Raw genomic sequence first — 21,127 nt, forward strand, 5'->3', positions numbered from 1 at the left:
AATATCATAAAAAAACACCCTCTTTTGACCAACAGAAAAGCTTCTATAATTGACAAAAATACTGTTAATACTTTATTTTTTGAAATTATAAAATCTGGAATTCCTTTTGGTTATCAACAAGCCAATTGCCATAATATTTCGCATTATATCTGTTTGCTATTAGAATCTAAAGGCTATCAATGTGCCAAAATTTGGGCTTTTGCACCTGTTGTTTATTCTATGAATAGTTCTCGGTTAATCACTTTTATAGACAAAAAAAACATGTCCCCTACCGGAAAAATAGATTGGGGCTATCATGTTGCTCCAATACTTCAGGTTAGAATTAAAAATAAAGTTCGGAAGATGGTCGTCGATCCTGGACTATTTCCCAAAGGGCCAGTTCGCTATAGAACATGGCTTGCGAAACTCAAAACTAGAAAACTCATTTATTTAATAATGGATTCAGAATGGTATTTGTTTAATTCCTCAATAATTCCAAATTCACAATTACAACCCAATCTTAATGAATTTTCAGAGGTAATTGAGCCAAATGTCAAACTACCCGATTGGTTTTCGGACAAACTTATTACGGATTTTTTTAGATATGAAGAGGATTCCTTCAACCAACATTGGATTGAAAAAGGATTAGCGGTAAACGAAACTGCTGTAGCTTTTTATAATACCGAAATTAAACCAATACTAAATTCTAATCTTCATCAAAATTTAGTTCAGGATTATAAAATGTTGGTAGGGAATGTTTTTAATTTTGAAACGATTTTTAGAGATAATAATTGGAACTATGAAATGAATGATGATTTTCAATCTAAACATCTGGAAGTAATTGCCAAATACAGGAATATTTATTCTGCCAACCTAATAAAATGGCAAGAAAACTTAGTTTTATTGACAGAAAAAATAAGAAAAAAAACTGTTTCACAAACCAAAGGTAAATTTTAATCACTTTTTAGCCAACCCGTAATACTCATTCTGGTATTTTGGGTAACCAAAACCTCATGGACAAGCTCGTCGCTTTTGAAGAAAACCGTTTTTCCTTGCGTTGGACTAATCTTTTGATTGTTGTCTAGTTGATGAATCAGCAGTTCTCCCCCATCACTCTCCTGCCAATCGCTGTTCAAATAACTAATTATGGAATACTTCCTGCTTGGATTGTTCTTGAATTGATCTAAATGTTTCAGATAAAAATCACCTTTTTCATATAGGGAATAATGAAATTCATACCCAGTAATTCCGGCATAGCAACTTTCATTTAGATATAAAATAAAAGCTTCCATTTGGGCAAAAAACTCATTTTCGAAAATATTGTTGTGTTTTTTGTCCAGCCAATAAATAGAATCACTTCGGACGGCTCCATCGTATGACAACTTCTCCGAATTGCCTATTCCAGCGGCAGATAATTGACTGTTTTTATTCAACGTATATAAATTCTGTTTTAAGTTATTGGCCAAATCATCACTCAAAAAATGCTCCGATATTCCTACTTTATTTTCTATATAAGTAGCAATCAAATCCTCAAAACTGTTTTCCATGTTTGTTTTTATTGACTGCATAGACCGCCAACGGGACAAGGTAGACTAAATAAAATGGGAAAGGTCCCAAAATAAAATATTCTTATTTTTAGTTTTATAAAAAGTAGTGCTACGGCTTTTGTTTTTAATATATAAATGGCTAACTTTAAATTACTTTATACCATTTATTTAAATCTAATTTTTATGTACAATGCCATTCTTTAAATTATTTTTTTAATATAAAGTAAACATGAAAGCAGATACAATCAAGATAGAAGCCTTTCAAATCGCTGAAGCTTTTAATATAAAACAATTGAGGGCTGAATTTGAAGTTGAAGCCTATTCGGGTACTACTTCTGAGCTTTTTTATACATTTAAAGAAAAAGATCGCTATCTCTATATTTTTGACTATGGTGTGATTGTTTTTGCAAACTATACTGCAGCTGAAAAAGATAAAATCATTCAGTTTCTCAAAAACTACGCGACAACTTTGGTTGATCTGGATTTGTTTGAAGAATATAAAATAGAAACCGATCAAAATATTCCTAAATACCTAGTTAAAAATGATTTTGTGACTGTCAATGAAATTAATCCATCAGTATTGCGAATTGTTATGCTTAACACAGGTCAGTCTGTTGCGCTCGAATATTATGAGGTTTTGACCGATGCATTGATTACTTCATCCAAAGTATACATTCAGGAATTAGAACAACGAGGAAAACTGAGCATTTCAAAAAATAATTTACTTAAATATATTGGAAAAGTATTAAATGTTAAAAACAGTATTGTAGATAATCTTTACATTCTGGATGACCCCAATCTTGTTTGGGACAATGAAGATCTCAGTTTATTGAATCGCAATCTTAAAACCAATTTTGATATAAATCCTCGTTTCAAAGATCTGGATTATCGATTACGAATTATCGAAGACAATTTAAAACTATTTACCGACGTCTTGAATGTTCGCGAAAGCTCCCGCCTGGAATGGATAGTCATTATTTTAATTGCAATCGAAATTATTATTGCCTCGATTTATCATTAATAGACAAAACATAACTTACGATATGTTATAAAGAAGAAAGCCGAAACTATATTTCGGCTTTTGTTGTTAAAAATCTGAATTCATTATAATTTGCTGATATAACTCCCGAACATATCCTTGAATTGATACCCTTCAGACAGACGGTCTTTGTTCAGTTTCTTGTATTCTACCAACCCCCAAAGGATAAACTCTTTCATGAAATAACGATCTTGTTTTTCCAGTTCGGGTTGGTATTTTGCTATTAATTTATCCAAAGGAGTAATACTATCCAAAATAGATTTGTATTCTTCATCAGAACAATCATCCAATAATTCGAAACCGCTTTCGGTAAAAAACCAATCCAAAATATCGGTATAAACGGTTCTTTCTCCGGGTTTTTCCAGTTTTTCAATTTTCGGAAAATAAGCTGGAAAAAAAGTGTGTATCGCATCACCTATCAAGTGTTGGGCCACAATGGCAGCTCCCTCCTGCTCTCCTTCGTACACCAATTCGACTTTACCGGTTATTGATGGAATAATTCCCATAAAATCGGATAAACGCAAAGTTGTAAAATCAATTCCTGATCGTAAAGCGCGGCGTTCTGCAGTACTCAATAAATTTTCGTAAGCAGTAATACTCAATCTGGCACTGACACCACTTTTGTTGTCAACGTATTCACTTTCTCTGGCTTCAAAACTGATTTGCTCCAATAAATCTTTGGCCAACGAAGGAACGTAAACCAGATTGGTTTGATTTTCATCTAATTTTGCTTCCTGCGTGGTAATCGTTCTTGCAATTTTTATGGTTTCTGGATAATGTGTCAAAATTTGCGAACCAATTCGGTCTTTCAAAGGAGTTACAATACTTCCTCTATTGGTATAATCTTCAGGATTTGCGGTAAAGACAAATTGCATATCGAGTGGCATGCGCAATTTAAACCCACGAATTTGTATATCGCCTTCCTGCAGTATGTTAAATAGTGCTACTTGAATTCTTGCTTGCAAATCAGGCAATTCGTTAATCACAAAAATACAACGATTGGCACGTGGAATCATTCCAAAATGAATCACACGATCATCGGCATAGGATAATTTTAAATTGGCTGCTTTTATCGGATCGACATCTCCTATCAAATCAGCAACGGTAACATCTGGAGTAGCGAGTTTTTCGAAGAATCGCTCGCTTCTGTGTAACCAGGAGATTGGAGTATCATCCCCTTTGGCAGCAATTAAATCTTTGGCAAAACGGGACAATGGATGAAATGGATCATCGTTGATTTCAGAACCCGTTACAAACGGAATGTATTCATCCAATAATTCGACCATTTTACGAGCCAATCTTGTTTTGGCCTGACCGCGAAGCCCCAATAAATTGATGTTGTGACGGGACAAAATGGCTCGTTCCAACTCAGGAATAACAGTATTTTCAAAGCCGTGCACTCCTTCAAAAGTAGTTTGCCCTGATTTAATTTTCTCTCTTAAATTGTACCGTAATTCATCTTTAATATTCTTGCTTACGTATCCCAATTTCTTTAACTCCCCGAATGTATTTATGTTTTCTATTTTCATATTTTTCTTTTAAAGTTGCTAAGATTCTAAGTTTCTAAGAATCTAAGTTTTATTAATTCCGTTTATTTTATAAAATGACAAATGCTTCTGCTACAAACAATGCTCAAAACTCATAACTCATAACCCAAAACTACTTAACCCTTTTTTTCCTATTGGTTTCATAATCTTGAAAAATCATTTCGCCCAAGCCTTTTAATCCAGTATAAAACGCTTTTCCTTGGTTGGCTTCGGTGAAGTGATTTACAAATTTTTGCAAATAAGGATCACTGGCAATCATAAAAGTAGTGATCGGAATATGCAATTTCCGTGCTTGTTGGGCTTGTGTATAACATTTGTCAACGATATATTGATCCAAACCGTTGCTGTTCATGTAATATGAGCCGTCTTTTTCTCTCACACAGCTCGGTTTCCCATCGGTTATCATAAAAATTTGCTTGTTGGTATTTCGTTTTCTACGCAATAAATCCATGGCTAGTTGCAAACCAGCAACAGTGTTGGTATGAAATGGTCCCACTTTTAAATATGGTAAATCGTGAATAGAAATTCTCCAAGCATCGTTACCAAAAACCAGTATATCCAAGGTGTCTTTTGGATAGCGGGTGGTAATTAATTCAGCCAAAGCCATTGCCACTTTTTTGGCAGGAGTTATTCGGTCTTCTCCATACAGGATCATACTGTGACTGATATCAATCATCAAAACGGTGCTCATTTGCGATTTGTATTGCGTTTCTTCGACAACCAAATCATTTTCGGTAAGCATAAAATCGGCAACACCATTATTGATTTGTGCGTTACGCAAACTTTCGGTCAATGAAATTCGCTCTAAACTATCGCCAAAATGAAACTCCCGGAACTCTCCTGTATGCTCGTCACCGTTGCCCACGTGTTTGGTTTTGTGGTTACCGCTCCCCGACTTTTTTATGTTTCCAAAAATGTTGTCTAAAGCCTGTTGTCGTATGGCGCGTTCGGTCTTGGCGGTAATTCCAACTCCAGAAGTTCCATCCTCTTTGAGTTCTTCCCGGATGTATCCTTTCTTCTTTAAATCATCAATAAAATCATCAATAGTATAGGATGGTTCAGTTAGTTTGTATTCTTTGTCCAATTCGCGCAACCAACTAATAGCCTCGTCAAAATCTCCTGATGTGTGTGTGATAAGCTCTTTAAAAATAGCAAAGAGTTTATCAAATGGAGATTGAAACGGAGCTTCATAACTCTTAAAATAAAATCCTTTTTTTATCGTATTGTTCATAATGATAAATTTAGATTATTTTAAAAGAACTTATTATAAACAAATTATAATTTTACGTTAAAAGCCAAATTGGTAATTAGTGAAAAGTTAATCGGAAATAGTAATTGTACGATTTTTTCAATACCTCCAAAAAAATAAATTTAAAGAATCTCTATTCACTTTTTACCAAAATCAGTCCACTTTTTTAAAAACTAACTTTCCCCCGGATGGATTTGTAAGCACCAATTTCATATTCTCCACTTTATAATTGGTAGTACTTTGTAAAGCTTTAAGAAATTCGTTTTCTTTATTATTTTCTCCACAAGCCATTCTCGTATTAATAATATTGGTAAAACGAAGCAATCCTCTTTCGAAGAAAATGGTTCCATTCATTCGATTACAACCTGCGTAACCCATAAATCGATTGGTTGAACTGTTTATTTCAAGATTGGGTAATTCTTTATTGAAGTTTGTCAAACTCACTTTTCCTCCATTAAGTTTTTCCAGAACCCAAATATCGTGCAAACGTGGGTCTGTAATGTAGTTTCCACAACCGCTCAAAAACGTAGATTTGTTGTCTTTTACAATTTCGATGCGAACAGAATATGACGATTTATCACCCGACATGGTATTGGTACATTCCTGTTGCATAATCTGGATAATCATTAACCCTGCTCCAGTAGTAACCCTGTACATTTTCACATTGGCATCCATCGCTCTGATAGGCTCAACATGAGTGCCATTAAAAGATTCAAAGCCAGGTATTAGAGATGTAAATTCAATGGTTTTTTCGGATATTTTCAAACTCCAGCCAGTTTCATTTCCATTTCCTCTAAAATAAATACCATTTTCCAAATTTTCCATTTGTTGCTTGTAGGCAGCTGTTGGTTCCGTTTTTGCAGGTTCATTCGGTGTTGCTACAGCACTTTTACAGCTGGCTATAAGCACAATAATTACTAATAACTGAATCCACTTTTTCATAATTTAGAGTATAAAATAATTACTTAAACTTTCCATCTACATAAAACCAACTGCCGTTTTCTTGTTTAAAAGTAGAAAATTCATAATGTACTTGGTTTACATTATTCTCGTCTATGAAATACGCTTTAAATTCGACTGTGTTTTCTGTAGCGGAAATGATTTCTAGTTTTTGCCATTTATTGGCTGTAGCCCAATGCAAAATTTCTTCTCGTGAATAGTATTTTCTTTCGGAACTGTGTGTTGTTGCCAATAAATAATCTGCTTTATGGGTGGAGTAAGCCGAATATCTTGATTTCATTAACGCCAAAGCACTTGGCGCTTTTTTGGTACCATTTATATAAGGTGCACAACAGCTTTCAAATGAATTCTCAGTACCACAATAACATTTTTTTGGAGTCATCGTTATTAAAGAAACTGTATTTAGTTATAATTGCCCGTCAAGTAAAACGATTCTTTGTTGCAATTGATTCAATAATACTTGGTACTTACTAATTTCAATTAATTCATCATCTTCTTCTGCATAATCTAGTAATTCGTCTAAATCCTCACTAACTTCAACTAATTTGTTATTAGCCGCTCTAGCATTTTTAGCAGTAATAAAATCAATTATTTCTTGAACTCCATTTTTTAATTCACTAAATTTATTCTTATCCATACTATTATAGTTTAATTATTTTCGGAAGACTTGTTGTCTTCATTGAATTTTCTAGTAATTTGTTTTAGCTTTTCTTTACGATCCATAGCTGCTTTTTTGGCTTTGTCTTGCGCTTTGTGCAGTTTGTCGTTGTGTTTCTTGATATTTCCTTCGTTGTTTCTACTCATAGTATTTCTCTTTTATATTGAAGATAACGATCTGGTTTTAAACATATCGCTATTAAAAACGAATGCAAAGTTCGGCTTTATTATTGAAATTATGATTGTTTTTATTAAGCTGAATACACGACTTTGCTCTTTAGTGTTACAATTAGAACAACCATTTCTTACTTTTCTAAATTAGAATTAGTATCTTTAGACGTGCAAAATTCTCTTTTTGGATTATTAAATAATCTTTTGAACTTTTAAGCGTGTATGGAATTTACAAAAAAATGGCTCAAATTAATCCGCTGGTCTTTGATAAATCCAAGGACTGCAGGTTTTTTTATATTTTTATTCCTTAGTAGTGGCATTGTATTTTCTATATTTCAACGGATTCAAATCATTAAAGAAAATGAACATCGTGAAATGGAAATTGCTCTTGAAGCCGTTAAACAAAACGTAAACCAATGTCTCAAAAACTGTTATACAACCACACTCACGTTGGCATTAACAATAAACGACAAAGGGATTCCAGAAAATTTTGATTCTATAAGTTCTCAACTTTTGGCGTCTAATGACTGCTTAGATGCCGTACAGCTAGTGCCAAATGGAGTAATAAAATATATTTACCCACTAAAGGGAAATGAATCTGCTTTAAATTTAAACTTATTCAATACTCCAAACGTTAGTAAAGAAGCCATACAATCCATAACAAATAAAAGTATGTATTTTGCAGGTCCTTTGATTTTAAAGCAAGGCGGACTGGGTATTATAGGCAGGCTGCCAGTTTATAAAAAAAATAAATTTTGGGGGTTTGCTGCAGTTGTAATTAAATTAAATACTTTGCTTAAAATTTCTGGAGTAAATTCAATTGATACCAATAAATATTATTTTCAATTTTCAAAAATAAATCCAAACACAAAAAAAGAAGAGTTTTTTCTCCCTTTTAGAGATGATTTTCAACAAGCCCAACAGATTTCAACAAAAATGCCTGATGGAAATTGGAAATTATATTTAACTAGATTAAAAGGAAATCACGAATACTCATCTCTAATTATTCCTTCAATTTTAAGCATTATCCTCTGTTTATTATTTGGCGCTTTTATAACTATTTTGCTAAATAAACCAAAGCGATTGGAGGAATTAATAACTATTCAGGCCGAAAAGCTTTTGAATAGCGAACTGAAATTTAAAACTATTTTTGATCGTGCACCAATAGGAATTGCACTCGTAGACAATAATACTGGAACTTTTCTAGAAATCAACAATAAATTTTGCCAACTGTTGGAATACTCTGAAAAAGAAATGAAACTCATTAATTATCAATTAATTACTCATCCACAAGATTTAATAATAAATGAATTAAATGCAAAAAATCTCAATGAAGGTATAATAAATGAATACACACTAAAAAAACGTTACATAACTAAAACAGGAAAAAAAGTTTGGGTAAATTTAAATGTAACTTCGCTTTTGAATACAGGTGAAAAAAGAAACACCAACATTGCAATTGTAGAAGACATTACTCTGCAAAAACAAATTTTAGAAAATCTTAGAAAAAGTGAAGCACAGTTCAGGAACCTATTCAAAGAATCCCCTATTCCATTATGGGAAGTTGATTTGTCATACATTAAAAATTACCTCAAGAATCTAAAACTCATTGATAAAGATCCAAAAATTGTTGAAAATTACATTAAGGAGCACCCAGAAGTAGTTCTTAAATGTTTTTCCTTAATTAAAATTGTAGCCTTAAACAATAAATGTTTAGAACTGCTTAATATTAAAGCAAAAGAAGAATTAACCAATAATTTAGAGCAGGTACTTGACAAAGAAACAATAAACGACTTTATCAAGCAATTGGTTGCTATTACGCAAAATAATTTAGAATTGATATATGATTCTCAAATTAAGAATAGTAATGGTGACTCAATTGATATTCATTTTAGATGGAATGTAATACGTGGTTATGAAAAAACATTCGAAAGAATAATAATTTCAACGGAGGATATTACTTCTCGAAAATTAAATGAAAAAGTGATTCTTAATTCACAACAAAAAATAGAATCCATTGTAAACACTATAGACGGGATTGTTTGGGAATGTGACATAACAACTTTTGCCTTTACTTTTGTGAGCAAAAAAGTAAAACAAATTTTGGGTTATACCCCAGAGGAATGGATAGATGAACCCAATTTTTGGGAAAATCACATTCATCCCGATGACAGAGTAGCTGCGATGGAGTATTGTTCTGCAAAAACCAAGGAATTATTAAATCACGATTTAGAATATAGAATGATTTGCAAAAATGGTTCTGCAATTTGGATACGGGACATGGTGAATATTGTTTATGAAAATGATAAAGCTGTAAGCTTACATGGAATAATGATTGATATAACTAAATCAAAAAATATTGAAGCTGATTTGAATAATTCATTCAATTTGGTTACCAAACAAAATGAAAGGTTATTAAATTTTTCCTATATAATATCTCACAATTTACGGTCACACACCAGCAATATTGCCTCAATTGTAGCATTAATAATGTCTGCTGAAACAAAAGAAGAAAGAGCAGATTTGATGAAATTACTAGTTTCGGTTTCCAACTTACTCAACGAAACAATGTTGCATTTAAACGAAGTTATTAATATACGGACTAATATAAGCATATCAACAGAAGATTTGAGCTTAAAAGAATATGCCGATAACGTGATGAAAGTTTTCTCTCAACAGATTATTTCAAAAAAAGTCACCATTTCCAATCAAATTCCTGAAGATTTGATAATCCATTATAATCCTGCCTATTTAGAAAGTGTACTTTACAATATGATTTCAAATGCAATAAAATACAACCATCCCGAACGAAAACTATGTATCGATTTAAAATGGATAACAAAAAAAGATAAAAAATACCTCGAAATATCAGACAATGGTATTGGTATTGATTTGGTAAAAAACGGAAAAAAAATTTTTGGTATGTATAAAACTTTTAGCAATAACCCAAATTCAAAAGGAGTTGGATTATTCATCACAAAAAACCAAATAGAAGCAATGGGGGGGACTATAACTGTAGAAAGCGAACCCAATATAGGTACAACATTTAAAATTGAAATATTATGAATCAAAAAACAATATGGGTAATAGATGATGATCCGATTTATCAAATTATCGTTGATAAAATTATCAAAAAATCAGAATTATTTTCGGCTGTTTCCAGTTTCAAAAACGGAAAGGAAGCAATAGATGCAATAAAAAATGTTTTAGAAAACAAAGAAACTCTTCCTGGTATAATTCTGTTGGATATTAATATGCCAATTATGGATGGTTGGGAATTTATGGAAGAATTGGTTCTACTAAAATCCCAAATCAATGGATCAATACAAATATACATTGTAAGTTCTTCTATTGCATTAGAAGACAAAAGCAAAGCAAAAAATTATCCCGAAATCATTGCTTATTTATCAAAACCTATAAATACTAATGATTTAATATTAATAGCCGCAAACCATTAAACGAACGCTCTTTTTATTTCATCAAGCGTTTTATTGGTAAAAATTAATTCATCGATAATTTCCTTGCGTAATACATCAATATCATCGTAATCAAAATACTTGGCCCACGAAGTAAGATCAAACAAATTCCGAATTTGTTTGATCCTTTTTGTTGTATCAAAACTCGTTCTCAGAATGGCTTTCGAGTCGTAATTCGGATTATTGCGGTGTTGATAATTGACCGTTCTTTTGTTATAATCAGCTTCGAGATAATACAATTCTTCTTCGGCATTATCAGGATAGAATTCGTTCCATGCTGCAAAACCAATTTTAAATTTTGAATCCGTTGCGGGTTGCATCGGCTCCAATCGCCATTTACTATTGGCCAATCGCCCCCAATGATTAGACAAACGGTACATCCCTTCTGGAGTATAAAAATACTTACTTCCCGATTTACTGTCATACTGCACAGGCATACCGTCAATTCTCTCTGGCAATACTTCCTGAAAAACACAAAACGTATTTTTGAATGATTTTGGACTCGGTCGAAATATTTTTTCCATAAAACAAAGGTAAACAGAAATCATACTATAGACCAAATCAAACAATAATTGATTAACTTTGTAGCCAGAATTATTTTAAAATAAACAGATTATGACCAAAGCATCAGAAGAAAGAATGTTACAAAAAGGAGTTTTTACAGGAATAATGGAACAGGATGAAAACAACAATTATTTTTGTGGTATTTATCTTTTAGATTTCAAAATGGCTCAAAAACACAACCTTGGCGATTGGATAACCATAAAAAGTATCATCGAAAACCCAAGCGATATTAGCTATAACAAATATCCAAAAAAATCTAAAAACTTTGACAAAGCCAATAATAAGCCTGAACAATAGGGTTTTATAGTATTTAATTCATTTCAAAAAAATCAAAAAAAACCTTTTTTTGATTTTTTTTTTGCTCGAAACTAAAAAGTTAAAAAAAAGTGTACCTTTGCAAAAAATTGTCGATTTTCGATTAAATAATTTTGATTGATTAGTAAAAGACAAGTAGTTACCTTATTTATGAAAAAAATAGTTGAATACCGCAAACTGCTTAACGTAGAAAAAACAGTAGAGCTAAAAGAGTTAAAAACCATTTATCGCAATGCGATGAAAGATGCACATCCTGATAAATTTCAAGGTGATGACGCAGGTTTAAAAGCTGCCGAAGAAAACAGTAAAAAAATTATTGAAGCGTACCACTTTTTAGTAAGTATCAATCCTGAAACAGTTAAACAGAATTTACCTGAATACACGGAAACAATTTCTACATCAACAATAACTGATTATAAATTTGTTGAAGGTAGATTGATAATCAATTTCTCAAACGGAAGCGTTTATGAATACATCAGTGTTCCTAAAGCAACCTATGTAAAAATGGTCAATGCAGATTCTCCTGGAAGATTTGCAAAAAGACACATCCTTAATGCATTTACTTGGAGAAAAACAATCAATCAAGATTAGTTTTACCACTATTTAATACACAAGCACTCTTTCGAAAGAGTGCTTTTTTTTTGTTTATTTTTTAGCCAAGCGGTTTAATCTCAATTATCAAAAAACTATTTTCTTCATTATTTATAAACGATTTAAAAAAAGACAGTTATCCAAAAAATATTTTTTTATTAACATGATTTTAACAAGTTTATTAATAAATTAGCTTACCAAATCAAAACTAACCAAAACAAAACATTATGAATGAACAGAACGAATCCTACAAACGGCAACATAAAAATGCTCTATTAACCCTTCAAAAGCTGCAAAAAGTAAAGGATGAAATCGATTTTAAATTAAAATCAAATCCTATATGTACACATTTGCACAAAGATTTAAGAAGCATTAATCTTGACATTAAGATAACTGTCAATGAAATTGAGCATATTGAATCTTATATTAATGAATTTGAGATGTAAATCAAAAAACAATTTAATTCTAAGGGTTTCTAATTTTGTAAACCTTTTTTATTAAGACATATTGTTTCCAATACATTCATATACTTTTTTAATGAAATTATAAAAAACCCATTTACCTCATTTTTTTATACTTGTTACAAAATAAGAAAATTATAACATAAATTTAGGGTATAATGTTATTGTTAATTTATAATTTTAAATACTTTTGTAACCTTAAACAATTAACTAATAAAAATGAAAAAAATTATTTTATTTCTTACTGCTACAGTAATGTTAACCTCTTGTAGCAAAGATAAATACACAATTACTGGAACTGCGACAGGATTTGAAAACGGAAAAACTGTAATTCTTGAGACTCAAGACGAAAAAGGAATGGGATTAGTTGCAGTTGATACTGTAAAAATTGAGAATGGTAAATTCGAAATTAAAGGAAAGACTACTGAACCATCTTTCCATACTCTACAAATAGAAGGTGTACAAGGAAAAATTCCATTTATTTTAGAAAACGGAGATATTACAATTGTAGTAAACAAAGATACAATTCAAAAATCTAAAGTTTCTGGTACTTACAATAATGACGAATATGTGAAATTTAATGAAGAAATCACTAAAGTTCAAAAGCCATTAATGGATTTCCAAACAAAAAATATGCAATTGATGCAAACAGCTCAACAAACAAAAGATACAGCTGTTATCAATGGATTGATGAAAGAGTATTCTAAAATTCAAACTGAAATTGGTGTAACATCAAAAGCTAAATATTTAGATTATGCAAACACACATCCAAAATCATTTATAAGTGTATTAATCATTCAAGGAATGAGCAATGACCCTTCTACAGAAGCAAACAAAGTAGAGTCAATGTACAATGCTCTTGATGAGTCTTTGAAAAACTCTAAACCAGGTAAAGCGGTTAAAGAAAAAATAACAGCATTAAAATCTCCATCTGTAGGTGCTACACCAACAGCTCCAGCTGCTGCTCCAGCTAAATGAAGAACAGATTTTTCTGCGCCTAATCCTCAAGGAAAAACTATTTCGCTTAAGGAAAGCTTAGGAAAAGTAACAATCGTTGATTTTTGGGCTTCATGGTGTGGTCCGTGTCGAAAAGAAAATCCAAATGTAGTAGCCATTTATGCCGAATTGCATTCAAAAGGATTAAACATAATTGGTGTTTCTCTAGATGAAGATTCTGCAAAATGGAAAGAAGCTATTGCGAAAGATAAACTAACTTGGACACAAGTTTCTAACCTTAAAGGTTGGGAAGATCCAATTGCAAAGCAATACAACGTCGAATCAATTCCTGCTACTTTTGTCCTTGATCAATCTGGAAATGTAGTAGCACAAGGTTTAAGAGGCGATGAACTAAAAGCAAAAATTATCGAATTATTAGGGAAATAATCCTTTTAAAATATCAAAAATAAAAAATCTCCCTTGTGGAGATTTTTTTATTTTATTCAATACCAATGCGTTAAAAATAATACTAAAATAAAGTGCAAAAAAAGTTTGTAGAACTAAAAACAGTCTCTATATTTGCACCCGGTTAAAGTGATAAGCATTACCAAATATGGCCTGGGGAGATACTCAAGCGGCCAACGAGGGCAGACTGTAAATCTGCTGTGTGAACTTCGCAGGTTCGAATCCTGCTCTCCCCACAAAAAAAAGCTTCAAGAAATTGAAGCTTTTTTTTTTGAATAAATTGTAAAAAAAACAATCCCATCGTATTTCTAAAAAAAGATGGGATTATATAAAATTTATTACAAACTGTTATTCCAATTTAAAACTCACACTCACATTGGCTATGATTTCAATTTCACCAATCGCAAGTGTTTCTGTTGGCGGTGCTCCTGCAACTCCATCCATTGCCATCGTTTTCATTGCATATACCGGCTGAGGATAATAGGTTTGTGAATTATCAGTAATAGTAAACCCTACTCCTACTTTTTGACCTAAAACGGATACATAGTCCTCAGCTTTCATTTTAGCTTCTTTCATAGCTTGTTTTCGTGCGTCGGATTGGTATTGTGCCAATTTTGAGGATTGAAAAGTAACATTGTCAATTCGATTGATTCCTTGGTCAACCAAACCTTCCATTAATTCATCATACTTAGACAAATCTTTCAAAAGGATTTCTATAGTTTGTGTTGCATTATATGAATGTTTCTTTTTTTCATAATCATACTGTGGATTCAAGGATACTCTTTTTGTTTTATAATCGGCTGTCGGTAAGTTCATAGTTTTGACCAATTTTAAAACGGCCTCCATTTGCTGATCATTTTGTTTTTTCACTTCTTTAGCATTCGTTCCTTTAGTTTCGACGGTTGCCAAAATGGTAACCTGATCTGGAACTACTTTAATTTTTCCTTCACCGGAAACATTAATTAGAGGAATTGGTTTAACTTCTTGACTGTGTGCCAAAACTGTAAATAGACAGATAACAAGTAAAATTGATTTTTTCATATTATTGATTTTAAAGATTAAAATTGAGGTTTAAAGTTTTCCCGCTTTTGCCATTCCAAAAAGAATAACAATGGGAATAGACAATAAAACAGTCATTAAAGTATGCTCTTGTATTAATTCTGGATTTCTTAAAAGTGTAATCAAATAACCGCCCATTGCACCTCCAAAATGGGCAGTATGTCCAATGTTATCGTTCTTGGATCGCATCCCATAAATAGAATATAATAAATAGACTATACCAAATATATAAGCCGGTATTGGAATCACAAAAAATAACCCCAACATCATATCAGGTTGCAATAATATAGCTGAATATAAAACTCCTGTAACCGCTCCAGAAGCTCCTACAGCTCTATAACTGTAATCTTCTTTGTGGAATAACATTGTCAATAAACTCCCAAATATCAAACTACCAAAATAGACCAAAATAAATGAAAAGCTGCCTAAATAGCTCAAAACCACAGGGGCGAAAAAAAAAAGCGTTAACATGTTGAATAGCAAATGAGTCATATCAACATGAAGAAAACCAGACGAAATCATGCGGATTTGTTCTCCTGCTCGAATGCTTCCCACGTGAAATTCATATTTTCTAAAAAAGGAAAAGTCATTAAACCCTTTATAACTTATCAGTACATTGGCAACTATTATTCCAATCAAAATGGCATTCATAAAATGTAGGTTTTAAAAATTTTATGTAAATCTAATTAATATTACAGTGTCAATTTATAAAGAAATCATAAACTATTTCAATTTACTGTTTAATAGTTTACATTTGAAAAAATTTAAAATGAAATTCCTAATCTACCTAATTGTTTACCCTTTTTTATGGTGTATTTCAATTCTTCCTTTTCCCCTACTTTATCTTTTATCCGATTTTGTTTTCATATTATTATATAGAATTGTTGGCTATCGAAAAAAAACCGTTCGACAAAATCTTGCTTTAGCATTACCCCATTTATCTGATAAAGAGCGATTGATTATAGAAAAAAAATTCTATCATCATTTATGTGATATCTTTCTCGAAATGATTAAAACCATGAGTATTTCAAAAACGGAAATATCCAAAAGATATGTTTTTAAGAATATAGAAGTTTATGAAGAAATGGAAAAAAAAGAAAAGAGTATTGCTCTTATGTGTGCCCATTATGCTAGTTATGAATGGGCAGTATCATTAAATTTTCATTCCAATTTTAAGAGCTTTGGTATTTACAAAAAAATTAAAAACCCTTATTTTGATAAGTTAGTGCATTCCATTCGTAGTAGGTTTAAAGCAAATCTAATTACTACAAAAGAAACAATACCAACGATAATCAATAATAACGACAACAATATTCTATCAGTATATGGTTTTGCAAGCGATCAGTCGCCTAAAGAAAACAGTGCCTTTCATTGGGCGAAATTTATGGGAATAGAAGTTCCCGTTCATACTGGTGCCGAAATGTTAGCTAAAAGATACAATATGAATGTTGTTTTTCTAAAAACTAAAAAAGTGAAACGTGGTTATTATGAGGCAACCATCGAAGTGCTCTCTGAAAACACAAGTGAAGTTCCCAACTATGAGATTACAGATCAGTTTTTGAAACTTGTTGAAAAACAAATTTACGAAGCTCCAGAATATTATTTGTGGACGCATAAACGATGGAAACACCAAAGATAATTTCAATTTAAAAAATTCAAAAAAGAAGTAAAAGTAATAATCCATAATTTTGAAATATTATAGAAAAAGATTATTTTTTTATATTTGTATAAATTTTGAATAAATGCAATACCTCGTATATTTGTTTGTATATCCAATTATTTGGGTAATTTCGATGCTTCCTTTTCGTTTACTGTATTTGTTTTCTGATTTTGTTTATATTATAGTTTATCGAATTATTCGATATCGTAAAAAAACAGTTCAGGAAAATCTTGCTCTGGCATTGCCTCATTTATCAGATAAAGAGCGATTGATTATAGAGAAAAAATTCTATCATCACATGTGTGACATGTTTTTGGAGATGGTAAAAACAATGAACATTTCCAAAGAAGAAATTTGCAAAAGATTTGTCTTTAAAAATATTGAGATGTACAAAGAGCTTGAAAAGCAAGGAAAAAGCGTTGCAATTATCTGTTCTCATTATGCTAGTTATGAATGGATAATTTCGATGAATTATTATTCCGATTTTGTGGGCTATGGAATTTACAAGCAACTAAAGAATCCTTATTTTGACAAATTAGTACATAAAATTCGTTCAAGATTTAATGCCAAATTGATTACCACAAAACAAACAATACCAACTATAATCAATAATAATAAAAACAATGTATTGTCTTTGTACGGTTTTGCCAGCGACCAATCACCTAGAGCTAAATCTGCTTTTCACTGGACAAAATTTATGGGAATTGAAGTCCCGGTGCATACCGGAGCCGAAATGTTATCCAAGAGATACAACATGAATTTGGTTTATCTCAATACCAAAAAAGTAAAACGAGGTCATTATGAAGCAACATTAGAAATTCTTTCAGACAATCCAAAAGAAATTCCAAATTATGAACTTACCGATCAATATCTAAAACTTTTAGAAAAACAAATTTATGAAGCTCCGGAATATTATTTGTGGACCCATAAAAGATGGAAATACAGACGTTAGAATTTTAGATTGCAGAATTTAGAAATTTGATAAAAAAAAATCACTTAATCAAAAAAAAACTGTTTTGATTAAGTGATTTTTTTTTATCTCTTAATTTTGATCTATAAGATTCTAAGCTTCTCAGAAGCTTAGAATAGTATTTTTATAACGAAAACCAATCTTGTACTAATTTATCTTCAATTACCTTAGCATTTTTGTGTATGAACTCATTGGTATCTTTGTTGTAATCATAATCTAAAGCCCAGGTTTTATGATTTTCGGCCAATGATTTAATGCTATTGCAAACATATTCAATTTCTTGAGTTGTCGTTGTCGGATGTATCGACATTCTGATCCAACCTGGTTTTCTGATCAAATCTCCCAAACTTATTTCGTCTATCAATTTATTCGAGGTTTCCTGATCAACGTGCAATAAAAAATGGCCATAAGTTCCAGCACAACTACAACCGCCACGCGTTTGGATTCCGAATTTATCATTCAATAATTTCACTCCCAAATTAAAATGCAAATCTTCAACAAAAAAAGAAATTACACCCAATCGGTCATGATGTTGTCCCGCAAGAATTTTTATGTTGGGGATGTTTCCTAATGAGTCAAAAACGTATTCTACAATTTCATGTTCGCGTTTGAGGATATTTTCAATACCCATTTGCTCTTTCAACTGAATCGCCAGCGCAGTTTTGATTACTTGAAGAAAACCTGGAGTTCCTCCGTCCTCCCTGTCTTCAATATTGTCTATGTACTTGTGTTCTCCCCATGGATTTGTCCAGGATACAGTTCCGCCGCCTGGACAATCAGGAACCATATTGTGGTATAATTTTTTATTAAATACCAAAACTCCAGAAGTTCCTGGGCCACCCAAAAATTTATGCGGAGAAAAGAAAATCGCATCCAAATACGACTCTGAATCTTCGGGATGCATATCTATTTTTACATAAGGGCCCGAGCATGCAAAATCTACAAAGCAAACACCATTATGCTCATGCATTAGTTTAGCAGCTTGATGATAGGGTGTTTTAATTCCAGTAACATTTGAACAGGAAGTTATCGAAGCAATTTTATAGGTTCTGTCTTTATATTTTTCTAATAATAAGGCAAGGTTTTTTAAGCTAAAAAGTCCTTCTTCACAGGAGGGTATTACCTCTACATCTGCGATTGTCTCAAGCCAAGAAGTTTGATTGGAGTGATGCTCCATATGCGAAATGAAAACAATTGGTTTTTTTTCGGCTGGAATATTGATAAAATCTTTTAGATTTTCGGGTACTTTCAATCCTAAGATTCTTTGGAATTTATTCACAACTCCTGTCATTCCAGTTCCATCAGTTATTAAAACGTCATCTGAATTGGCATTGACATGATGCTTGATAATGTGGCGGGCATGGTGATATGATTTGGTCATCGCTGTCCCGGATACAGTAGTTTCGGTATGGGTATTGGCTACAAAAGGGCCGAAGTCATTCATTAGTTTTTCTTCAATCGGACGATACAAACGTCCACTGGCAGTCCAATCCGTATATATAATTTTTTGCTGACCATACGGAGATTCAAATTCCTGATCAATTCCAATAATATTATTACGAAATTGTTGAAAATACTGCTCTAATTTTGTTGGAGTTACTGTTGTGGTCATTTTATTTTAATTAGGCACCAAATATATTGTTTTTTGTTTAAACAGAAAATATTCGAACTTTTCATTTTTGCAAATGTTTTCAATGAAAATTGTAATTATTATCATTCTTGAGTTGCTTTGATCTTATTTTTTTATCGAATAACTAAAAGCTAAACATAAACCTATCTTGTATAAGTTAAAATATTCAAAAAAATTCATCGATCTTAAAAAAAACAACAGTTCTATTTTATTTTTTTATATAAAAAAATATATTTGCAATCAGAAAAGTTCGGGATGTAGCGCAGCCAGGTAGCGTACTAGCATGGGGTGCTAGGGGTCGCTGGTTCGAATCCAGTCATCCCGACAAAGTATAAAAAAACCGACTTTAGAGTCGGTTTTTAGTTTTATATTCCAGCTACTGCTTTTATTTCGTCAATAATTCGCAGTGCCAAATCATCTGCCAATTTCTGACTGGAGGCCTCGGTATAAATACGAATAATAGGTTCTGTATTCGATTTTCTTAAATGCACCCAATTATCTGCAAAGTCAATCTTCACTCCGTCAATCGTAGTGATGTCTTCATTTTTGTATTTTTCGGTCATCGCGACAAGAATCGCATCAACATCAATTTGTGGAGTCAATTCGATTTTGTTTTTACTCATATAATATTCAGGGTACGAAGCACGCAAAGCCGAAACCGACATTTTTTTGTTGGCCAAGTGAGTCAGGAACAAAGCCACACCTACCATACTGTCACGTCCATAATGTGATTCTGGATAAATAATCCCTCCGTTACCTTCACCTCCTATTATTGCATTGTTTTTCTTCATCAACTCTACCACATTAACTTCGCCTACAGCACTTGCTTCGTAGGTCCCGTTATGTTTGTTCGTCACATCACGTAATGCTCGAGATGAAGACATATTAGAAACCGTATTTCCTGGGGTTTTACTCAAAACATAATCGGCACAAGCGACCAAAGTATATTCTTCTCCAAACATTTCTCCATCTTCACATATAAATGCCAAACGATCTACATCTGGGTCAACCACTACTCCTAAATGCGCTTTTTCTTTGACAACCAACTCTGAAATATCAGTTAAATGTTCTTTTAGAGGTTCAGGATTATGAGGGAAATGTCCGTTAGGTTCACAGTATAACTTTACTACTTCAACGCCCATCAATTCTAATAATTTAGGAATAATAATTCCACCCGATGAATTTACTCCATCAACAACTACCTTAAATTTTGCAGCTTTTACAGCTTCAACATCTACCAATGGTAAATTCAAAACTTCGTCAATATGAATGTCCATATAGGCATCATTTTGAGTAATTTCTCCCAAATTATCCACATCCGAAAAATCGAACGCTTCGTCTTCGGCAATTTGAAGAATTTTTTCTCCTTCAGCTCCATTCAAAAACTCTCCTTTTTCATTCAATAATTTCAAGGCATTCCATTGTTTTGGGTTGTGAGACGCTGTCAGAATAATTCCACCATCAGCTTTTTCCAAAGGAACAGCTACTTCAACAGTTGGAGTTGTAGATAATCCCAAGTCAATTACATCAATTCCTAATCCTATAAGTGTATTGATTACCAAATTATGAATCATTGGTCCCGAAATACGGGCATCACGACCTACTACAACAGTTAGCTTCTCTTTTTTAGAATAATTTTTCAGCCAGGTTCCATAAGCAGAAGCAAATTTCACAGCATCAACTGGGGTCAAATTGTCCCCTACTTTCCCTCCTATTGTTCCTCGAATTCCGGATATTGATTTTATTAAAGTCATTTTTTTGTATTAATGGTTATTTAATACAAATATAAAAAAGTTGCCGAGTTTCTTAGGTGCACAGATGCTAAGTTTTTATAAAAACAGGATCTTGAAT

Annotated in this window: 23 protein-coding genes and 2 tRNA genes; 13 read left to right on the forward strand and 12 right to left on the reverse strand. The window is 32.2% G+C overall.

Features of this window, described 5'->3' with window-relative positions; all coding sequences use genetic code 11:
• Positions 1-24: 24 nt before the first annotated feature.
• The gene (locus OLM57_RS13600; protein WP_264564237.1) at positions 25-936 is read left to right on the forward strand and encodes a protein-glutamine glutaminase family protein; all 912 of its coding nucleotides are present in this window, start codon (positions 25-27) and stop codon (positions 934-936) included.
• Here OLM57_RS13600 and OLM57_RS13605 read toward each other — a convergent pair.
• On the reverse strand, positions 933-1,526 hold the full coding sequence (locus tag OLM57_RS13605; protein WP_264564238.1) for a 2OG-Fe(II) oxygenase: 594 nt from the start codon (positions 1,524-1,526) through the stop codon (positions 933-935). The two genes, OLM57_RS13600 and OLM57_RS13605, sit on opposite strands and share 4 nt — an antisense overlap.
• Before the next feature lie 229 nt (positions 1,527-1,755).
• On the opposite strand from OLM57_RS13605, the gene OLM57_RS13610 reads away from it, so the two are divergent.
• Positions 1,756-2,547 (forward strand): RMD1 family protein, encoded by a 792-nt coding sequence (locus tag OLM57_RS13610; RefSeq protein WP_264564239.1) that lies wholly within the window; start codon positions 1,756-1,758, stop codon positions 2,545-2,547.
• Positions 2,548-2,630: 83 nt separating this feature from the next.
• Here OLM57_RS13610 and OLM57_RS13615 read toward each other — a convergent pair whose 3' ends face one another.
• The 6 genes from OLM57_RS13615 to OLM57_RS13640 all read right to left on the reverse strand — a co-directional run bounded on the left by OLM57_RS13615 (position 2,631) and on the right by OLM57_RS13640 (position 7,125).
• Positions 2,631-4,094: a magnesium chelatase gene (locus OLM57_RS13615; RefSeq protein WP_264564240.1), complete on the reverse strand. Its 1,464-nt coding sequence runs from the start codon at positions 4,092-4,094 to the stop codon at positions 2,631-2,633.
• A 130-nt stretch (positions 4,095-4,224) separates the two neighbouring features.
• Positions 4,225-5,343: a vWA domain-containing protein gene (locus tag OLM57_RS13620; RefSeq protein ID WP_264564241.1), complete on the reverse strand. Its 1,119-nt coding sequence runs from the start codon at positions 5,341-5,343 to the stop codon at positions 4,225-4,227.
• 171 nt (positions 5,344-5,514) lie between these two features.
• A complete protein-coding gene (locus OLM57_RS13625) occupies positions 5,515-6,303 on the reverse strand; it encodes an META domain-containing protein (protein WP_264564242.1) in 789 nt (262 codons plus the stop codon).
• Between the two features lie 19 nt (positions 6,304-6,322).
• The gene (locus OLM57_RS13630) at positions 6,323-6,703 is read right to left on the reverse strand and encodes a YchJ family protein (RefSeq protein ID WP_264564243.1); all 381 of its coding nucleotides are present in this window, start codon (positions 6,701-6,703) and stop codon (positions 6,323-6,325) included.
• 24 nt (positions 6,704-6,727) lie between these two features.
• Positions 6,728-6,958 (reverse strand): hypothetical protein, encoded by a 231-nt coding sequence (locus tag OLM57_RS13635; RefSeq protein ID WP_264564244.1) that lies wholly within the window; start codon positions 6,956-6,958, stop codon positions 6,728-6,730.
• An 11-nt stretch (positions 6,959-6,969) separates the two neighbouring features.
• The gene (locus OLM57_RS13640) at positions 6,970-7,125 is read right to left on the reverse strand and encodes a hypothetical protein (protein WP_264564245.1); all 156 of its coding nucleotides are present in this window, start codon (positions 7,123-7,125) and stop codon (positions 6,970-6,972) included.
• Between the two features lie 246 nt (positions 7,126-7,371).
• Between OLM57_RS13640 and OLM57_RS13645 the strand changes: the two genes are divergently transcribed.
• On the forward strand, positions 7,372-10,215 hold the full coding sequence (locus OLM57_RS13645) for a PAS domain S-box protein (RefSeq protein WP_264564246.1): 2,844 nt from the start codon (positions 7,372-7,374) through the stop codon (positions 10,213-10,215).
• Entirely contained in the window at positions 10,212-10,607 is a 396-nt protein-coding gene (locus OLM57_RS13650) for a response regulator (protein ID WP_264564247.1), read from the forward strand. Before OLM57_RS13645 ends, OLM57_RS13650 begins: the two co-directional genes overlap by 4 nt.
• Here OLM57_RS13650 and OLM57_RS13655 read toward each other — a convergent pair.
• Entirely contained in the window at positions 10,604-11,149 is a 546-nt protein-coding gene (locus OLM57_RS13655) for a hypothetical protein (protein WP_264564248.1), read from the reverse strand. The two genes, OLM57_RS13650 and OLM57_RS13655, sit on opposite strands and share 4 nt — an antisense overlap.
• 91 nt (positions 11,150-11,240) lie before the next feature.
• Between OLM57_RS13655 and OLM57_RS13660 the strand changes: the two genes are divergently transcribed.
• The 6 genes from OLM57_RS13660 to OLM57_RS13685 all read left to right on the forward strand — a co-directional run bounded on the left by OLM57_RS13660 (position 11,241) and on the right by OLM57_RS13685 (position 14,193).
• Positions 11,241-11,486 (forward strand): hypothetical protein, encoded by a 246-nt coding sequence (locus tag OLM57_RS13660; RefSeq protein ID WP_264564249.1) that lies wholly within the window; start codon positions 11,241-11,243, stop codon positions 11,484-11,486.
• A gap of 168 nt (positions 11,487-11,654) precedes the next feature.
• Complete coding sequence (locus OLM57_RS13665) at positions 11,655-12,095, forward strand: KTSC domain-containing protein (protein ID WP_264564250.1); 441 nt, start codon at positions 11,655-11,657, stop codon at positions 12,093-12,095.
• Positions 12,096-12,322: 227 nt separating this feature from the next.
• Entirely contained in the window at positions 12,323-12,541 is a 219-nt protein-coding gene (locus OLM57_RS13670; protein ID WP_264564251.1) for a hypothetical protein, read from the forward strand.
• Positions 12,542-12,775: 234 nt separating this feature from the next.
• Positions 12,776-13,534: a DUF4369 domain-containing protein gene (locus OLM57_RS13675; protein WP_264564252.1), complete on the forward strand. Its 759-nt coding sequence runs from the start codon at positions 12,776-12,778 to the stop codon at positions 13,532-13,534.
• A gap of 39 nt (positions 13,535-13,573) precedes the next feature.
• Positions 13,574-13,939: a TlpA family protein disulfide reductase gene (locus tag OLM57_RS13680; protein ID WP_264566909.1), complete on the forward strand. Its 366-nt coding sequence runs from the start codon at positions 13,574-13,576 to the stop codon at positions 13,937-13,939.
• 173 nt (positions 13,940-14,112) lie between these two features.
• A tRNA-Tyr gene (locus tag OLM57_RS13685) sits at positions 14,113-14,193 on the forward strand.
• A 112-nt stretch (positions 14,194-14,305) separates the two neighbouring features.
• Here OLM57_RS13685 and OLM57_RS13690 read toward each other — a convergent pair.
• Complete coding sequence (locus OLM57_RS13690; protein ID WP_264564253.1) at positions 14,306-14,998, reverse strand: SIMPL domain-containing protein; 693 nt, start codon at positions 14,996-14,998, stop codon at positions 14,306-14,308.
• A 30-nt stretch (positions 14,999-15,028) separates the two neighbouring features.
• On the reverse strand, positions 15,029-15,667 hold the full coding sequence (locus OLM57_RS13695) for a rhomboid family intramembrane serine protease (protein WP_264564254.1): 639 nt from the start codon (positions 15,665-15,667) through the stop codon (positions 15,029-15,031).
• Between the two features lie 118 nt (positions 15,668-15,785).
• Here OLM57_RS13695 and OLM57_RS13700 point away from each other — a divergent pair, with 118 nt between their 5' ends.
• Both OLM57_RS13700 and OLM57_RS13705 read left to right on the forward strand, forming a co-directional pair.
• The gene (locus tag OLM57_RS13700) at positions 15,786-16,655 is read left to right on the forward strand and encodes a lysophospholipid acyltransferase family protein (RefSeq protein WP_264564255.1); all 870 of its coding nucleotides are present in this window, start codon (positions 15,786-15,788) and stop codon (positions 16,653-16,655) included.
• Between the two features lie 103 nt (positions 16,656-16,758).
• Positions 16,759-17,628 carry a lysophospholipid acyltransferase family protein gene (locus tag OLM57_RS13705; protein WP_264564256.1) on the forward strand — a complete coding sequence of 290 codons (870 nt, stop codon included), beginning with the start codon at positions 16,759-16,761 and terminating at the stop codon, positions 17,626-17,628.
• A gap of 142 nt (positions 17,629-17,770) precedes the next feature.
• Here the strand turns inward: OLM57_RS13705 and OLM57_RS13710 are convergent, their stop codons facing one another.
• Positions 17,771-19,258, reverse strand: coding sequence for an aminotransferase class V-fold PLP-dependent enzyme (locus OLM57_RS13710; RefSeq protein ID WP_264564257.1), 1,488 nt, complete (start codon positions 19,256-19,258; stop codon positions 17,771-17,773).
• A gap of 269 nt (positions 19,259-19,527) precedes the next feature.
• On the opposite strand from OLM57_RS13710, the gene OLM57_RS13715 reads away from it, so the two are divergent.
• Positions 19,528-19,601: transfer RNA gene (locus OLM57_RS13715), tRNA-Pro, on the forward strand.
• Between the two features lie 40 nt (positions 19,602-19,641).
• Here the strand turns inward: OLM57_RS13715 and glmM are convergent.
• Complete coding sequence (gene glmM / locus OLM57_RS13720; protein WP_264564258.1) at positions 19,642-21,030, reverse strand: phosphoglucosamine mutase; 1,389 nt, start codon at positions 21,028-21,030, stop codon at positions 19,642-19,644.
• Positions 21,031-21,127 lie beyond the last annotated feature (97 nt).

Source organism: Flavobacterium sp. N3904 (assembly GCF_025947305.1).
GTDB lineage: Bacteria > Bacteroidota > Bacteroidia > Flavobacteriales > Flavobacteriaceae > Flavobacterium.

Coding starts and splice junctions, on each gene's coding strand:
- OLM57_RS13660 (WP_264564249.1), top strand. CDS start 11,241: ATGACCAAAGCATCAGAAGAAAGAATGTTACAAAAAGGAGTTTTTACA.
- OLM57_RS13625 (WP_264564242.1), bottom strand. CDS start 6,303: ATGAAAAAGTGGATTCAGTTATTAGTAATTATTGTGCTTATAGCCAGC.
- glmM (WP_264564258.1), bottom strand. CDS start 21,030: ATGACTTTAATAAAATCAATATCCGGAATTCGAGGAACAATAGGAGGG.
- OLM57_RS13605 (WP_264564238.1), bottom strand. CDS start 1,526: ATGGAAAACAGTTTTGAGGATTTGATTGCTACTTATATAGAAAATAAA.
- OLM57_RS13645 (WP_264564246.1), top strand. CDS start 7,372: ATGGAATTTACAAAAAAATGGCTCAAATTAATCCGCTGGTCTTTGATA.
- OLM57_RS13665 (WP_264564250.1), top strand. CDS start 11,655: ATGAAAAAAATAGTTGAATACCGCAAACTGCTTAACGTAGAAAAAACA.
- OLM57_RS13620 (WP_264564241.1), bottom strand. CDS start 5,343: ATGAACAATACGATAAAAAAAGGATTTTATTTTAAGAGTTATGAAGCT.
- OLM57_RS13690 (WP_264564253.1), bottom strand. CDS start 14,998: ATGAAAAAATCAATTTTACTTGTTATCTGTCTATTTACAGTTTTGGCA.
- OLM57_RS13710 (WP_264564257.1), bottom strand. CDS start 19,258: ATGACCACAACAGTAACTCCAACAAAATTAGAGCAGTATTTTCAACAA.
- OLM57_RS13630 (WP_264564243.1), bottom strand. CDS start 6,703: ATGACTCCAAAAAAATGTTATTGTGGTACTGAGAATTCATTTGAAAGC.
- OLM57_RS13640 (WP_264564245.1), bottom strand. CDS start 7,125: ATGAGTAGAAACAACGAAGGAAATATCAAGAAACACAACGACAAACTG.
- OLM57_RS13650 (WP_264564247.1), top strand. CDS start 10,212: ATGAATCAAAAAACAATATGGGTAATAGATGATGATCCGATTTATCAA.
- OLM57_RS13700 (WP_264564255.1), top strand. CDS start 15,786: ATGAAATTCCTAATCTACCTAATTGTTTACCCTTTTTTATGGTGTATT.
- OLM57_RS13675 (WP_264564252.1), top strand. CDS start 12,776: ATGAAAAAAATTATTTTATTTCTTACTGCTACAGTAATGTTAACCTCT.
- OLM57_RS13670 (WP_264564251.1), top strand. CDS start 12,323: ATGAATGAACAGAACGAATCCTACAAACGGCAACATAAAAATGCTCTA.
- OLM57_RS13610 (WP_264564239.1), top strand. CDS start 1,756: ATGAAAGCAGATACAATCAAGATAGAAGCCTTTCAAATCGCTGAAGCT.
- OLM57_RS13655 (WP_264564248.1), bottom strand. CDS start 11,149: ATGGAAAAAATATTTCGACCGAGTCCAAAATCATTCAAAAATACGTTT.
- OLM57_RS13705 (WP_264564256.1), top strand. CDS start 16,759: ATGCAATACCTCGTATATTTGTTTGTATATCCAATTATTTGGGTAATT.
- OLM57_RS13635 (WP_264564244.1), bottom strand. CDS start 6,958: ATGGATAAGAATAAATTTAGTGAATTAAAAAATGGAGTTCAAGAAATA.
- OLM57_RS13695 (WP_264564254.1), bottom strand. CDS start 15,667: ATGAATGCCATTTTGATTGGAATAATAGTTGCCAATGTACTGATAAGT.
- OLM57_RS13615 (WP_264564240.1), bottom strand. CDS start 4,094: ATGAAAATAGAAAACATAAATACATTCGGGGAGTTAAAGAAATTGGGA.